This is a genomic window from Arthrobacter sp. NPDC080031 (assembly GCF_040702485.1).
Classification (GTDB): Bacteria; Actinomycetota; Actinomycetes; order Actinomycetales; family Micrococcaceae; genus Arthrobacter.
In genome coordinates this window covers 22,623-37,912 of record NZ_JBFBLA010000012.1, presented here as the reverse complement: position 1 = coordinate 37,912, position 15,290 = coordinate 22,623, and the positions used below count along the sequence as shown (strand labels likewise).

The 15,290-nt window shown below is 65.5% G+C and carries 13 protein-coding genes; 11 read left to right on the top strand and 2 right to left on the bottom strand.

Going from position 1 to position 15,290, the window contains the following annotated elements; genetic code table 11:
• Positions 1–143: 143 nt before the first annotated feature.
• Both AB0323_RS11835 and AB0323_RS11830 read left to right on the top strand, forming a co-directional pair.
• Entirely contained in the window at positions 144–2,597 is a 2,454-nt protein-coding gene (locus tag AB0323_RS11835; RefSeq protein WP_366177483.1) for a glycoside hydrolase family 32 protein, read from the top strand.
• A gap of 142 nt (positions 2,598–2,739) precedes the next feature.
• Positions 2,740–3,285 (top strand): DUF2087 domain-containing protein, encoded by a 546-nt coding sequence (locus tag AB0323_RS11830; RefSeq protein WP_366177482.1) that lies wholly within the window; start codon positions 2,740–2,742, stop codon positions 3,283–3,285.
• Positions 3,286–3,296: 11 nt separating this feature from the next.
• Here the strand turns inward: AB0323_RS11830 and AB0323_RS11825 are convergent, their stop codons facing one another.
• Positions 3,297–4,091: a carbon-nitrogen hydrolase family protein gene (locus AB0323_RS11825; protein WP_366177481.1), complete on the bottom strand. Its 795-nt coding sequence runs from the start codon at positions 4,089–4,091 to the stop codon at positions 3,297–3,299.
• Between the two features lie 32 nt (positions 4,092–4,123).
• Between AB0323_RS11825 and AB0323_RS11820 the strand changes: the two genes are divergently transcribed.
• Positions 4,124–4,780, top strand: a complete 657-nt coding sequence (locus tag AB0323_RS11820; RefSeq protein ID WP_364537638.1) for a GntR family transcriptional regulator — start codon at positions 4,124–4,126, stop codon at positions 4,778–4,780.
• Between the two features lie 11 nt (positions 4,781–4,791).
• On the opposite strand, the gene AB0323_RS11815 is transcribed toward AB0323_RS11820, so the two are convergent.
• On the bottom strand, positions 4,792–6,183 hold the full coding sequence (locus tag AB0323_RS11815) for an MFS transporter (protein ID WP_366177480.1): 1,392 nt from the start codon (positions 6,181–6,183) through the stop codon (positions 4,792–4,794).
• Between the two features lie 147 nt (positions 6,184–6,330).
• Between AB0323_RS11815 and AB0323_RS11810 the strand changes: the two genes are divergently transcribed.
• The 8 genes from AB0323_RS11810 (at position 6,331) to AB0323_RS11775 (ending at position 15,277) form a co-directional block, all read left to right on the top strand.
• Positions 6,331–7,017, top strand: coding sequence for a DUF2848 domain-containing protein (locus AB0323_RS11810; protein WP_366177479.1), 687 nt, complete (start codon positions 6,331–6,333; stop codon positions 7,015–7,017).
• Between the two features lie 108 nt (positions 7,018–7,125).
• Positions 7,126–8,187: a GTP 3',8-cyclase MoaA gene (moaA, locus tag AB0323_RS11805; protein WP_366177478.1), complete on the top strand. Its 1,062-nt coding sequence runs from the start codon at positions 7,126–7,128 to the stop codon at positions 8,185–8,187.
• A gap of 43 nt (positions 8,188–8,230) precedes the next feature.
• A complete protein-coding gene (locus AB0323_RS11800) occupies positions 8,231–9,139 on the top strand; it encodes a MoxR family ATPase (protein WP_366177477.1) in 909 nt (302 codons plus the stop codon).
• A 3-nt stretch (positions 9,140–9,142) separates the two neighbouring features.
• Complete coding sequence (locus AB0323_RS11795; protein ID WP_366177476.1) at positions 9,143–10,297, top strand: VWA domain-containing protein; 1,155 nt, start codon at positions 9,143–9,145, stop codon at positions 10,295–10,297.
• Positions 10,290–11,456, top strand: coding sequence for an XdhC/CoxI family protein (locus tag AB0323_RS11790; protein WP_366177475.1), 1,167 nt, complete (start codon positions 10,290–10,292; stop codon positions 11,454–11,456). Before AB0323_RS11795 ends, AB0323_RS11790 begins: the two co-directional genes overlap by 8 nt.
• A 91-nt stretch (positions 11,457–11,547) precedes the next feature.
• Positions 11,548–12,060 (top strand): (2Fe-2S)-binding protein, encoded by a 513-nt coding sequence (locus AB0323_RS11785; RefSeq protein ID WP_366177474.1) that lies wholly within the window; start codon positions 11,548–11,550, stop codon positions 12,058–12,060.
• Complete coding sequence (locus tag AB0323_RS11780; protein WP_366177473.1) at positions 12,057–14,426, top strand: xanthine dehydrogenase family protein molybdopterin-binding subunit; 2,370 nt, start codon at positions 12,057–12,059, stop codon at positions 14,424–14,426. Before AB0323_RS11785 ends, AB0323_RS11780 begins: the two co-directional genes overlap by 4 nt.
• Positions 14,423–15,277: a xanthine dehydrogenase family protein subunit M gene (locus tag AB0323_RS11775; RefSeq protein ID WP_366177472.1), complete on the top strand. Its 855-nt coding sequence runs from the start codon at positions 14,423–14,425 to the stop codon at positions 15,275–15,277. Before AB0323_RS11780 ends, AB0323_RS11775 begins: the two co-directional genes overlap by 4 nt.
• Positions 15,278–15,290 lie beyond the last annotated feature (13 nt).

The following is a 15,290-nucleotide window of genomic DNA, read 5'->3' as shown; positions in this document are numbered from 1 at the left end:
CGACTCCACCACGAACTCCCCCACCTGCTCAACAACGCCGTGTGCAGAGGCTCGACGCAGAGCTATCGGCGGTCGAGTAGCCCTCACCGAGACCCGGAGATTTTATGGCCCACTCAGCAAGGAGGCTGTCGAAGAGGGCGGGCATGCTCGCCCTCTTCGCCGTGCTCACGATGTTTTTCACGACCACCATAGTTGCCGGGGACCTCCCGGGCGCGGGAGCCGTCGGCAGCGCGACCGCGCCGCCCATGCGCGCCGCGTACCACATGACTCCCCCGTCGGGATGGCTGAGCGACCCCCAGCGGCCCATCTATCTCAACGGCAAGTACAACCTGTATTACCTTCACAGCAACCAGGACAACGGCCCCGGCGGGTGGCGACATGCGACGTCGTCGGACACTGTGGTGTTCAACGACCAGGGCGACGCCCTTCCGCTCCAGAGTAATTTCCCCGTGTGGACCGGCTCCTCGGTGATCGATACGAACAACACCGCGGGCTTCGGAGCCGGCGCCGTCGTCGCGCTCGCCACGCAGCCCACCGACGGCGACGCGTTCCAGCAATCGCAATACCTCTGGTATTCGGCCGACAGCGGGACAACGTTCACGCAGTACGGCGCACCGGTCATCGCCAACCCGGACGCTTCGGATTGGTTCCGCGACCCCAAGATCGTTTGGGACGCGGCGCATTCGACGTGGGTGGCAGCGATCGGCCGTCAGCAGAAGATCACGTTCTACACCTCACCGGACCTCAAGACCTGGACCCACCAGACCGACTTCAGCTACACCAGCCCGAACATCGGCGGCGTTGAGTGTCCGGACATCTTCCAGATGAAGGCCGACGACGGTTCGTGGCATTGGATCATGGCCGGAAGCATGCAGGGCGACTACAGCGGCAAGCCGGACACATACGCATATTGGACCGGCACGTGGAACGGCTCGGCGTTCGTCCCCGACCAGGCGGATCCGCAGTGGCTCGACTGGGGCAATGACTGGTACGCCTCCGTGACGTGGCCGGACGCCGCGAATCCCGACACTTCCCGTTACGCGATCGGCTGGATGAACAACTGGCATTACGCGCCGCACACCGTGCCGACTGACTCCACCGACAACTACAACGGGCAGATGTCCGTGGTGCGCCAGCTCAACCTCAAGTCCGAGGGCAACGGTATCTACACCCTCCTGTCCCAGCCGACGCCGAGCCTGGCCAACTACGCCACCAAGACCGTGAAGCCCGCGAACGCCACCGTCAATGGGCGGACGGCCCTCGACTACCACGGCTCGGCGTACGAGCTCGACGCGGACGTCAGCTGGACCACCCTCAACAACGTCGGCATCTCGATCGGCGAGAACAAGGACGGCAGCCGCCACACGAACATCGGCGTCTACGGCGGCAACCTCTACGTTGACCGCTCCGCGCAAGACCAAGTGCCGTACTCCTTCGGTACCTACCAGCAGTCCCAGGCGCCGCTCGCCTCCGGTGCAACGTCCGTACACCTCCGGATCCTCGTGGACCGCGGCAGCGTGGAGGTCTTCGCCGACGACGGCCGGATCGCGCTCTCGAACCAGGACTTCTTCACGTCGTCGGACACGGGGATTTCGCCTTACACGATCGGGGGCAGCGCCAACTTCGCCAACCTCTCGATCACGGAATTCGCGAGCATCACGGAGCAAGCGAATCCCGCGGCGCCCTACGCGGACTTCGAGGGCGGCGCTAATGGTTCATGGACGACGGCGGGAGCGGCCTTCGGTTCCGGGCCCGCCACCGCGGCGCTCCCTAACCAGCAGCCCGTCACGGGCTACCTCGGGAACAGGCTCGTTAACAGTTTCAACGGCGGCGACGCGTCGACCGGAACGCTGACCTCGCCGTCGTTCACCATCGGCCATTCCTACGTCAACTTCCTCGTAGGAGGCGGGAGCAACCCGAGGCCCTCGGACGTCTTCGCCGACTTCGAGGGCGCGGCCTGGGGTGCGGGGTGGACCGCCTCAGGCAGTTACATTGGCCAAGGCCCGACGGCGGAATCCCTCCCCAACCAGCTCGGCTCCAAGGTCCTCGATACGTACGTCGGAGGAGGTGATGCGGCCACGGGCGCGATTACGTCGCCGACATTCACGATCACGCGGGACTATATCGACTTTCTCATCGCGGGAGGAAACCACCCCTGGGGCCAGTCAGGTGCCGCTGCGGTGAACCTCCTCGTCAACGGGCAGGTTGTCCGCACGGCAACGGGCCAGTACTCATCGACGATGTCGAACGTGAACTGGGACGTCCACACGCTCGTGGGGCAGAAGGCCCAAATCCAGGTCATCGACCACGCAACCGGATCCTGGGGCCACATCATGGTGGACCAGATCGTGTTCAGCAGCGTGCCGAACGCGCTTGGCGGTGAGCCGGACCATCAGACCACGGTGAATCTCGTCGTCAACGGGCAGGTGGTTCGCACCTCTTCGGGCCAGAACAGCGAGCACCTCGCAGGGACGTCGTGGAACGTCTCCGACCTCATCGGTCAGAGCGCCCAGCTCCAGGTGGTCGATAACGGCACGGGAAGCTGGGGCCATGTCCTGTTGGACCAGGTCACCTTCGAAGACATCCCGGCCGCCTGAGTCGAAGAGTCGTTCGGCCTGTCCGTCCTGACCTTCTTTGCCGCGCGAAATGCCTGGAATGACGCGACTCGCCGTGTCGCAAGCGCTTTCCGAAACCAAAGAAGGTCAGGACGGCGCGCCGATTTGTGCCTATGCTGGGCCCATGGGGAGCGACTCATTGACGACGCCGGATCCGCGGCGCCTCCTCGCGGCATTGGCCAACGCCGAAGCCCGGAAGGTCTTCGCTGAGATCAGCATTGGCGGAACCCCGGGCAGCTCGCTCCCGCCAGCGAAACTCGCACGGGCGCTCACGCTTCTCAACCAAGCGGGGCTGGTCGAGACGGTCGAGACCGAAGGCAGCGTCCGTTACCGCATTCGCGAACATGTCTTCCGGGACGCACTGGCAGGCCTCTCACCGGCGCCCAGCCCCTCCGGCGTCGAGCGCTTCCTGACTGCGGACGGCCGCATCGACCGCTACCCCGCACGGGAGGCAGACCGACTCAGGCTTCTCGCATGGGTGGCCGCGCGCATCCTGGACAAAGGCGATCGTGTGACAGAGCGGGAGCTCAACGAACGCCTCGCCCGGTTCACCGGAGACGTGCCAATGCTCCGGCGGTACCTTGTTGACTCCGGTATGGTGGGCCGCACGCCCGACGGCTCGGCCTACTGGCTGGCCCTCAAAGAGGACGACGGCGAGGACGTCCGCTAGTCTCCACGCGGCTAAAGGTCCCGGGCATTGGCCACGACCGGAAGCTTGCCCCGGACCTCTTCGACACTGGACGTATCGATGTCGACGATGGCGAGTTCCGGGACTTCTCCAAGGGCGGCCACCACGGCACCCAGCGGCGAGATCACAGCACTGTGCCCTATGCCTGTGGGCGAAGTGCCGGCAGGGGGCAGGCCGATGCTCGCGGGATTGCCTTGGCCGCACGCCACTACGAAGGTGGTGCTGTCCACTGCGCGGGCCCGCACCAGCAGTTCCCACTGCTCGGCTTTGCCCTCGCCGGCGCCCCAGGACGCGCAGACGATGTTGACGTGTGCTCCTGCCCGGGCGCTGGCGGTGAAAAGGGCGGGGAAGCGCACGTCGTAACAGGTGGCAAGGCCAAACACAGTGCCGTTGAGTTCGAAGGTTACGGGCGAGGCGCCGGCTTCGACCGAATCAGACTCCGCGAAGCCGAATGCGTCAAAGAGGTGGATCTTGTCGTAGGACGTGTCCACCCCGGGGCCGGTGACCAAAAGGGTGTTCCGAACCCGTCCGCCCTCGCCTGGAGTGAACATTCCCGCCACGACGGCGATGCCCAGCTCCCGCGCAAGGCTGCGGACCGCTGCGGCCCACGGTCCGTCCAGGGGTTCGGCGATGTCGGCCAAGCTGTTGCCGAAGGCGCGCATCGCTGCTTCAGGAAAGACCACGAGTTCGGCTCCAGCGGCTTTGGCCCGGGTGGCGTATTCTCGGATCAGGTCCAGGTTGGCTGCCACATTGGCTCCCGTGATGATTTGTGCCACGGCTAAACGCATGAATTTACTCCAGATTGTTGTATACATGATGTATGCGAAAAAGTTCGGGGACTGCGGCGTCCGGCCGCGAGAAGGCGTACGCGTACCTGCGTGAAAATATCCTGATCGACCCCGAAGTCCAGGGGAAATTCCTGAATGAGCAGGAACTGGCCGCGGAAATCGGGGTATCGCGCACTCCGGTGCGTGAGGCACTCTTGCTGCTGGTCTCGGACGGTTTGGTGGAACTGATTCCTCAGCGCGGAGCTTACGTTCCCCCGGTGACCGGCAGGGAGATGTCCGAATTGATGGAACTGCGCGGGGTCCTTGAGAGCCACGCCGCCCGGCTGGTCATCGAGCAGGGCCGGGTGCCCGCCGGGACGATGCAGGAAACCCTTGACCAGCAGGCAAAGCTTCCCGCGGACCTGAGCCCGGAAGCGGCACGTGAGTTTATCCGCCTGGACACCCTCTTCCACCAGCAGCTCATTGACGCGGCGGGGAACGAGCTCATCTCCCGGACGTACAGCAAGCTCCACGTCCGGCAGATTCTGGTGGGTGTCTCCGCACTGTTCCGCACCGGAGGCCGCCGCGAGCAGGTGTGCGCCGAACACCAGGACATACTCGACGCCCTGATGTCCGGCGACGCGTCGAAGGCTCAGAAAGCCATTGACCACCACCTGGCGGTGACCCGGGACATCCTGCTCCGCACTTGAGGTAGTCAGCCTCAGCGGGATTCCGCGACGGCGGACGACGCGCCTGCTGCCGCCGTTCCTTCGAGCAGGAGACGGTAGTCCTCGTCCTCTACCGTGTTCGAGTCCCGGCCGAGCGCCAGCCCCACCAGGGTGACGACGGCGGCCACGGCCACATAGATGGCAACCGGGATCCACGTGCCGAACTGGGACAGCAGCAGCGTGAACATCAAGGGTGCAATGGCGCCGCCGATCACGCCGGCGAAAGTGTAGGCCAGCGAACTTCCCGTGGACCTCAGCCTCGGGGAGAACTGCTCCACGATGAAGGCGGCCTGCGGTCCGTACATGAAGGAGTGCGCCATGAGGCCCAGGACAATTCCCGCTATCAGCAGCGGCTCGCTGTGCCCGCCCAGGATGCCGAAGAAGATGAAAGTCCAAGCGGCTCCTACCACTGCCGCGATCCCGTAGACGAGGCGTCGGTTGAAGCGGTCGGAGACTGCACCGGCCAGCGGGATCATGAACAGCTGGAACGCCGAGCCGATCAACACGGCAGTGAGGACCTGGCTGCGGTCATAGCCGAGGGCCTGGATTCCGTAGCTCAGGGTGAAGACAGTGAACAGGGCGTAAAGCACGTCCGGGCCTACCCGGCACAGGGTGGCAGCGACGAGCGGCCGGAGTTCCGTGCTGAAGACTTCGCGGACCGGAGCGTTGGGCTGTTCGCCGTGCGCCTCGATGGCCTTGAAAATAGGGGTATCTTCAAGCTTCAGCCGGATCCAAAGACCGAACCCGACCAGCACGGCCGAGACCAGGAATGCGATGCGCCAGCCGAAGCTGATGAACTGCGCTTCGCTGAGGCTGACGGTCAGGACGGCCAGCGTTCCGTTGGCCAGGAGGTTGCCGGCGGGCGGCCCGACTTGGGCCGCGGAGGCCCAGAAGCCGCGCCGGTGGGGATCGCCGTATTCGCTGGAAAGCAGCACTGCGCCGCCCCATTCGCCACCAACGCCAACGCCCTGCGCGAACCGCAGCAACACCAGAATGATCGGGGCCGAGATGCCGATGCTGCCGTAACCAGGCAGCACCCCGATCAGCACGGTGGCGACGCCGATGATCATCAGCGTTGTCACCAGGACTTTCTTACGGCCGATGCGGTCACCGAGCCTGCCGAAAATGATGCCGCCCACAGGACGGGACACGTAGCCCACCGCGTAGGTGGAGAACGCCAGGATAGTCCCGGTCAAGGGATCCGATGACGGGAAGAAGACAATGGGAAATACAACGGCGGCCGCGGCCGAGTAGACGGCAAAGTCGTACCACTCAAGCGCGGTGCCGGTGAGGCTTGCAGCAAAGGCCTTGTACAGGCCTTTCGGATGCATCGGCTTTCCCGGACGCGGCATTGGGCCGGAAGCCGGAACTGGGACGTTGGCCATGGGTTTCCTCCACGAGAAGTTTACGGTGACGCCTGCCACACTGGCGTTAAATGTATACATTACGCATACTGGTTGTACATTGGCGACTTTTTCCGGTTTCCGATTTGAAAAATTTCTCCAGCAGGACACGTAAAGGATGGACAGAAAATGACGACTCTGAACTTTGAACTTCCCGATGGCACCTCAAGGAGCGTCCAGGTCAAGCACCTCCTGAATGCCGGCTACGCGGGGCGCGAGCAGGAAGAAGTGCAGGCCCACATCGCCGAGCTGGCCGAGCTCGGCGTTCCCGGCCCCGCAACCACGCCGGCGCTGTACCCCGTGTCGCCGTACCTGGCCCAGCAGGTCTCGGAAGTCCGCGTCCAGCACGGCCGGACCTCGGGTGAAGCGGAATGGGCGCTGGTGATCACTGATGAAGACGTGCTCCTGACCGTGGCCTGCGACCACACGGACCGCGAGCTTGAAGTCCACGGCGTGGCTTGGAGCAAGAACGCCAGCCCGGACGTGCTGGGACGCAAAGCCTGGCGCCTGGACGATGTGCGCGACCATTTGGACACCATCACGCTCAAGGGCTGGGTAGGCGACGGCGAAACTCCGGACACCCTTATCCAGGACAGTTCGCTGGAGGCGCTCCTCAGCCCCGACTACTGGCTGGCGGTCCTCGAAGAACGCGGCCTGAACCAGCCGGGCACGGTCCTCATTTCAGGCACGGTGGCAATGAAACATGGGGTTGACCAGTTTGCCCGCAGCTGGAGGGTGGAAATGACGGATCCAACGACCGGCACGTCGGTGGACGCCCAGTATGTTGTGGAGCAGATGGCGGAGCCTATCGGCTAAGTCCGGTGCCGCCATCGTTCGGCCTCCTCCATTGTGGGCGCCCGGGACCGGGCATACGCTGGGAGAGGCACAAGCGGTTGGCACTACCACCGCGTTGAGAGGGCGCTCATGGACGCCAATTCCATCACCGACACCTTCCATCGGCCCCTGAGGGACCTGCGGATTTCCGTCACGGACCGATGCAATTTCCGGTGCGTCTACTGCATGCCCAAGGAGATCTTCGGGCGGGATTTCGTCTTCATGCCCCGGGACCAGCTGCTGACGTTTGAGGAAATCACCAGGCTGGCGTCGATCGCGGTGGGGCACGGGGTACGGAAGATCCGGCTGACCGGCGGGGAACCCTTGCTGCGGAAGGACATCGAGGAATTGGTCCGGATGCTGGCCCGGCTGCGCACTCCTGACGGGCTGGCTCCGGACCTGGCCATGACGACGAACGGGTCGGTCCTCGCGCAGAAGGCGGAAGCCCTCAAGGATGCCGGGCTGAACCGGGTAACGGTCTCGCTGGACTCCCTCCGGGAGGAGACCTTCCAGGCCATGAACGACGTCGGCTATCCCGTGGCGAAGGTCCTGCACGCCGCGGACGTTGCCCAGGCCGCCGGACTGGGGCCGGTGAAGATCAATATGGTGGTCAAGCGCGGGACGAACGACCAGGACATCCTTCCCATGGCGAGCCATTTCAAGGGATCCGGCTTCATTCTGCGGTTCATCGAATACATGGACGTCGGTGCGTCCAACGGCTGGAAAATGGATGAAGTGGTGCCCTCAGCCGAGATCCTGGCCCGCATCGGAGCGGTGTTCCCGCTCGAACCCGCGGCACCCAACTACCCCGGCGAGACTTCGGATCGCTGGCGCTACGCGGACGGCAGCGGCGAAATCGGAGTCATTTCCAGCGTGACCCAGGCCTTTTGCCGCGGATGTACGCGGGCCCGGCTCTCCGCCGACGGGAAACTGTTCACGTGCCTCTTCGCCACAGCCGGCACGGACCTGAGGGCAATCCTGAGAGGCGGCGCGTCCGACGTCGAGCTTTCGACGGCGTTGTCCGCCCTCTGGGGCGGCCGCACCGACCGCTACTCGGAACTGCGCGGTGCCCACACCCCTCAAGACGGCGCCCGTAAAGCTAAAGACCCCGCCGCGCCACACAAGATCGAAATGTCGTACATCGGCGGGTAGCCCAAGCAGACCGCAGCCGGGCCAGTGACCCTATGCTGGTGCCATGACGCAGACGTCGATCAGCTCCGCCGCAGCGCTGGCCGAAATGCTTGCCGCCACCGGCTACCTCGCCGACGACGGCCTGGCCACGATCGGCTACCTGGCCCTGAGCATGGAACGGCCGCTGCTTCTGGAGGGCGAACCGGGCACGGGCAAGACCTCCCTCGCCGAGGCCCTGGCAGAAGGGTTCGGGCTGCCGCTGATCCGTTTGCAGTGCTATGAGGGAATCGACGCCTCGCAAGCGTTGTATGACTGGGACTTCACCGCCCAGATCCTGCACCTGCGCAGCGTGGAGGCCAGCGGCGGCGCGGGAATGGGCGCGGGAATGGGCGCAGGATTGAGCGTGGCCGAGCTGGAAAGTTCGCTCTATGACAAACGGTTCCTGTTGGCCCGGCCCATCCTCAAGGCGCTTCAGCAGAGCCCGGCGGTGCTGCTGATCGACGAAATCGATCGGGCCGACGATGAGTTCGAGGCGTTCCTGCTGGAAGTGCTCTCCACCTACCAGGTCTCCATCCCCGAGTTCGGCACGGTCAAGGCGGACACCCCGCCGATTGTAGTGCTCACCTCCAACCGGACCCGCGACCTGCACGATGCGCTCAAACGCCGGTGCCTCTACCACTGGATCGACCACCCCGGGCTGGCCCGCGAGGTGGAAATTGTGCGTACCCGGCTCCCCGAGGTGCCCGCGCTCCTGGCCGAGCAGGTGGTGCGCGCTGTCCAGCAGATCCGGGTCACCGATGACGTGCTCAAGCCTCCCGGGGTGGCCGAAACCCTGGACTGGGCGCGTGCTCTACACCAGCTTGGCCGGGCCGAGCTTGATCTAGCCTCGGCCGCGGCCAGCATCGGCGCACTCTGCAAGTACCGCGAAGACACCGAGCGCGTCTCGGCGGCCCTGTCCCGGATACTCGGCTGAGCCATGCCATCAGCAGGACAGAGCCCACTGGCCGGCCAGGGCACCCCGGCAGGTCGGAAACCAGAGCAGCACAGCGCCGAAGAGATCCTTTTGGCCTTTGCTGCCGCAGTGCGCGCGGCCGGAGTGAAGGTGACCGCGGACCGCTCGCGCAGCTTCGTCGACGCCGTTGGCAGGCTCGCACTGGACCGCCGCTCGGATGTGTTCTGGGCCGGCCGCGCCACCCTGTGCGCGTCGCCCGAGGATCTGCCCGCCTACCAGCGGACGTTCGAGGCCTGGTTCGCCGTGGAACATTCTGCCGCCCAACGCCTGGAGAACTCCACGACGTCCGTCAGCGCTGCCAGTTTGGATAGCGACGACGGCGGTCCGGAAGGTGGTCGGGAACAGTTGCGGGCGCTCGCGAGCCGCCGCGAGTTGCTGCGGCACCGCGATGTAGCCGTCTTGGACGACGCGGAACGGGCCGTGCTTCACCGGATGTTCGAGGAGCTCCCGGTGCGCCTGCCCACCCGGCAGACCCGGCGCAAGCACCTCGAGCGGCACGGCGACGTGGACCGCGTGCGGACCCTGCGCGATCAGTTGCGCCGCGGCGGGGAACCGGGGCCGCTGCGCCGCGCCCGGGCGCCGCGCAAAACCCGCCGGATGGTCTGGTTGATCGACGTTTCGGGTTCGATGGCGCCGTACGCGGACAGCCTGCTGCGCTTGGCCCACCGGGTAGTGGAGGCCGCTCCGCGCCAGGTGGAGGTGTTCACGATTGGCACCCGGCTGACCCGTGTGACGGGCGCCCTGCGGGTGCCGGACCCGGACAATGCCCTGGCCCTCGCCGGCCGCACAGTCCCCGACTGGTCCGGCGGAACCCGGCTTGGAGAGGTGCTTCGAGCGTTCAACGACCGCTGGGGCCAGCGCGTGATGGTGCGCGGCGCCGTCGTCGTGATTGCCAGCGACGGCTGGGAGCGGGGCGACCCCGCACTGCTGGGACGCCAGGCCGAGCGGCTGCACCACCTGGCGAGGCGGATCATCTGGTCCAATCCGCACCGCGGCAAGGCGGGGTACGAGCCCCTGCAGCGGGGAATCAGGGCGGTGCTGCCGCACGTTGACTTCTTTATAGGGGGGCACTCAATGCAGAGCTTCGAGGAGTTGTTGGACGTGGTTGCCAATGCGTGAGGTCTTGGACGATCTGGTCGCCGCCATGGCGGCCGGCCACACAGTAGGACTCGGAACGGTGGTGCGCACCTTCCGCTCCGCACCGCGGCCGGCCGGAGCCGCCATGATGGTCGACGCCGATGGCAGCGCGGTGGGCTCGGTGTCCGGCGGGTGCGTTGAGGGGGCGCTCTACGAACTGGCCACCAAGGTGGTCGAGTCCGGCAAGCCGGTACTCCAGCGCTACGGCATCAGTGACGACGCCGCGTTCGAGGTCGGCCTGACGTGCGGCGGGATCCTGGACATTTTTGTGGAGCCGGTTTCCACCGAGATTTTCCCGGAATTGCCGCAAGTGGCGGACGACGTCGGTGCGGGCCGCCCGGTTGCCATCGTCACCGTGATCGAACACCCCGATCCGGCCTGGCTGGGCCGCCATCTGGTGGTCCGCCCTGATGGGTTCGTCGGCTCGCTGGGCAGCGAGCGTGCCGATCATGCGGTGTCCGACGACGTCCAAGGCTTGCTGGCCGCAGGCCGCAACGCCACGCTCATGTACGGACCGGACGGGCAGCGGCGCGGGGAGGGCATGCGCGTTTTCGCCCTCAGTTTCGCCCCGCAGCCGCGGATGCTGGTGTTCGGCGCGATCGACTTCGCTGCTGCCGTCGCGAAACAAGGCACCTTCCTGGGCTACCGGGTCACGGTATGCGACGCACGCGCGGTTTTCGCAACAGCGGCCCGGTTCCCGCAGGCGGACGAGGTAGTGGTGGAATGGCCGCACCGCTACCTGCAGGCGCAGATCAGTGCAGGCCAAGTGGATGAACGCACGGTGATTTGCGTACTGACCCACGATCCGAAATTCGACGTGCCACTGCTGGAGTTGGCGCTGCGCCACAACGTGGCCTATGTGGGGGCGATGGGATCCCGGCGCACGCACCACGACCGGTTGGAACGGCTGCGTGAAGCGGGCCTGACCGAGGTCGAATTGGCCAGGCTCTCCAGCCCGATCGGCCTGGACCTGGGGTCCCGCACCCCGGAGGAAACAGCCGTCTCCATCGCCGCCGAAATCATTGCCTTGCACTGGGGTGGCGGCGGCGGAAGATTGAGCACCATGGAGGCCCGGATCCACCACGAACCCACTGTTGAAGCGGACCACGAGGATGCGGGGTACGAACTCAAGCCGGGCTAGGGCGCTCGCCCCCTCCGAGGAGTAACCTGTGTCACATCAGGACTGGATGCCGGGCTGTCGTGCTCGTCTTCCAACGCGACAGGAGATCCCAATGGCGAGTTCCAAGACGATCACCGTCGAAGTCGATGATGTGAGCTACACAGACGATGTCGAGCCACGATTGCTGCTGGTCCAGTACCTGCGCGAACGGCTCGGCAAGACCGGCACATTGATCGGCTGCGACACTACCAACTGCGGCGCCTGCACCGTCCATCTGGACGGAGTCAGCGTCAAATCCTGCACCATGTTCGCGGTTCAGGCAGACGGCCACAACGTCACCACCATCGAAGGCCTGGCCCGGGACGGCAAGCTCGCCCCGCTGCAGGAAGCCTTCCACCAATGCCATGCGCTGCAATGCGGCTTCTGCACGCCCGGCATGATCATGCAATCGGCCTCCCTTCTCGCCGAAAACCCGCACCCCACCGAGCAGGAAATCCGGGACGGCCTCGAGGGGAACCTTTGCCGCTGCACCGGATACCAGAACATCGTTGCCGCGGTGCAGGCCGCCGCGGACGGCACGGTTTCCTCGAACAGCGACGAATCGGAAACGGCAGGTGTGGCATGACCATCGCCGAAGTCGGCAGGCCCCGCCTCCGCAAGGAAGATGCCCACCTCATCACGGGACGCTCCAGGTACACAGACAACATGACGCTCCCCGGCATGCTCCATTTGGCCATGGTCCGCAGCCCGTTCGCCCACGCGAAGATCACGTCGATCGACACCTCCGCCGCGAAGTCTTCACCCGGCGTCGTCGCAGTGCTTACCGGAGCCGATCTGGCCGCGGAACAAGGCAGCCTGCCCAACGTCTGGCCCGTCACCGCCGACCAGAAGGCGCCCCCGTTCCCATCGATCGCAGTCGACGAGGTGGCATTTGCCGGCGAGGTCGTGGCTTGCATCGTTGCCCGCAGCGCCGCAGCGGCGCGGGACGCCGTCGAACTCGTGGACGTCAGCTACGACGAACTTCCGGTGGTCCTGGATCTGGAGGAGGCGTTCACGGACAAGGTGCTGGCCCATTCGGGCTTGGACTCCAATCTCTCGGCGACGTGGGTGTTTGACTCGGGCGAGGCCGGCACAGGCAAGCCGATCGCCGAGGCATTGGCGAGCGCTGAAGTCCTCATCGAGCGCACCTTTTATCAGCAGCGCCTCATCCCGGCCTTCATGGAACCGCGCTCGATCGTGGTTGACCCTACGAGTGAGCAAATCACGATGTGGTCGTCCACGCAGATACCGCATATTCTGCGGCTGATTCTGGCATTGACGCTGGGAATCCCGGAAAACAAGGTGCGTGTGATCGCCCCCGACGTGGGTGGCGGTTTTGGCGGAAAGCTGACGGTGATCCCGGAGGAATTCATCACGCTTATGGCAGCCCGGCGGGTCGGCAAGCCCTGCAAATACACTGAAACCCGCAGCGAGTCCCTGCAGTCCGGGCATCACGGGCGGGCACAGGTTCAGAAGGTGAAGCTCGCGGCCACGAAGGACGGGATCGTCACCGGGCTGGACATCCAGCTGCTGGCGGACATGGGCGCCTACCTGGGCCTGATCGGCTCGGGCATCCCGATCCTTGGCGCGTTCATGTACAACGCCATCTACAAGTTCCCGGCCTACCGCCTGGAATGCAACAACGTCTTCACCAACAAGGCGTGGACGGGGGCCTACCGCGGCGCCGGCCGGCCGGAAGCCACGTTTGCGATAGAGCGCCTGATGGATGAACTCGCCGTGGAACTGGGCATGGATCCCCTGGGAGTGCGGAAGAAGAACTGGATCAAACACGAGGAATTCCCCTTCACCACAGTCACCGGACTCGAATACGACAGCGGCAACTACGAGGCGGCCACCGCGAAGGCCCTGGAGCTCTTTGGCTACGACGAACTCCGGGCAGAGCAGGCCAGGCGCCGCGAAGCCAACGATCCCGTCCAACTCGGCATCGGCATCTCCACGTTCACCGAAATGTGCGGCCTGGCTCCGTCCCGAGTGCTTGGCGCGCTCAGTTACGCGGCCGGCGGCTGGGAGCACGCCCAGGTGCGTGTGCTCCCGACTGGCAACGTCGAGGTGGTCACCGGCACTTCCCCCCACGGACAGGGCCACGAAACCGCGTGGAGCCAGCTCGTGGCGGACAGGCTTGGCGTGCCGTTCGAAAATGTCGAGGTGCTGCATGGAGATACCCAGATCTCCCAGCGGGGCCTGGACACCTATGGCTCCCGCTCACTGGCCGTCGGCGGCATGGCGGTGCTGGCCGCGGCAGACAAGGTGATCGAGAAGGCCAAAGTTCTGGCGGCGCACATGATGGAGGCCAGCGAGGAGGACATCGAGTTCACGGACGGCAAGTTCAGCGTCAAAGGCACTGATCAGTCCATGGCATTCGGTGAAATCGCCTTTGCCGCCTTCTCGGCGCACAACCTGCCGGACGGATTTGAGCCCAATCTGGACTCGGATGCCACGTTTGATCCGCAGAGCTTCTCCTTCCCGCACGGTACCCATCTGGCCGCCATGGAAGTGGACACCGAAACCGGGCAGGTCACCATCCGCAAGTACGTTTGCGTGGACGACGTCGGGGTTGTGGTCAATCCAATGATCGTGGAGGGCCAGGTCCACGGCGGCGTGGCGCAGGGAATCGCGCAGGCCCTCTACGAGGAGGCCGTTCACGACGACGCAGGCACCCTGGTCACGGGCTCGTTCGTGGACTACCTGGTGCCCGGTGCGCCGGATCTGCCGCACTTCACGACTGCGCGTACCGAGACCCCTTCGACCACCAACCAGTTGGGGGCCAAGGGAGTCGGCGAGGCGGGAACCATCGCCTCGACGCCCGCCATTGTCAACGGCGTGCTGGATGCGGTGCGGCACCTTGGAGTGAAGGACATCAAGATGCCCTGTACGCCGTCTCGCGTGTGGGCGGCCCTTGAAGAAGCCAAGACGACCGGAGGTGTGCAATGATTCCGAGCGCATTCGATTACGCTGCTCCGGCTACGGTTGCGGAGGCGTTGGGCGTGTTGGCCGACGCCGGCGACGACGCGAAGCTGCTGGCCGGGGGTCAAAGCCTGATCCCCGTGATGAAGCTCCGCCTGGCCGACCCGGCGATGGTGGTCGACCTGGGCCGTATCGGCGAGCTGTCCGGGGTCCGCGACGACGGCGATGCACTGCTGATCGGAGCCATGACAACGCACCACCAGATAGCCACCGACCCTCTCATTGCCGAGCACGTGCCGTTGCTGGCCAAGGCCGCGGCGACGGTCGCTGATCCGCAGGTCCGCCATCGCGGCACGTTCGGCGGCGCTCTGGTGCACGCCGACCCGGCGGGTGACATGCCCGCGCCGGTGCTGGCCGCGGACGCGACGTTCATCCTCGCAGGTCCGAACGGGGAACGGCGGGTAGCAGCGGCGGACTTCTTCCAGGGGTACTTCACCACCGCCGTCGACGACGGCGAGATCCTCACCCATATTCGGGTGCCGAAGTACGCCGGGTGGGGTGCGCACCACGAGAAATTCACCCGGGTGGCCCAGCAATGGTCCATTGTCGCGGTGGCTACGATGGTCAGGGTGGAGGGCGGCACGATCGCCGAGGCCAGGATCGGCCTGACCAACATGGCCAGCACGCCCTTGCGGGCCACCGCCGTCGAACAGGCACTGGTGGGGGCCCCGCTGACCCGGGAAGCGATTGCCACCGCGAGCGCACACGCTGCCGAAGGGACCGATCCCGCGAGCGACCTCAATGGGGACGCGGCCTACCGCCGCCACCTGGCCGGGGTCCTGACCAAGCGGGCCGTCATCGCTGCCGCCGGGCTCTAGCGGAATCCAGGCG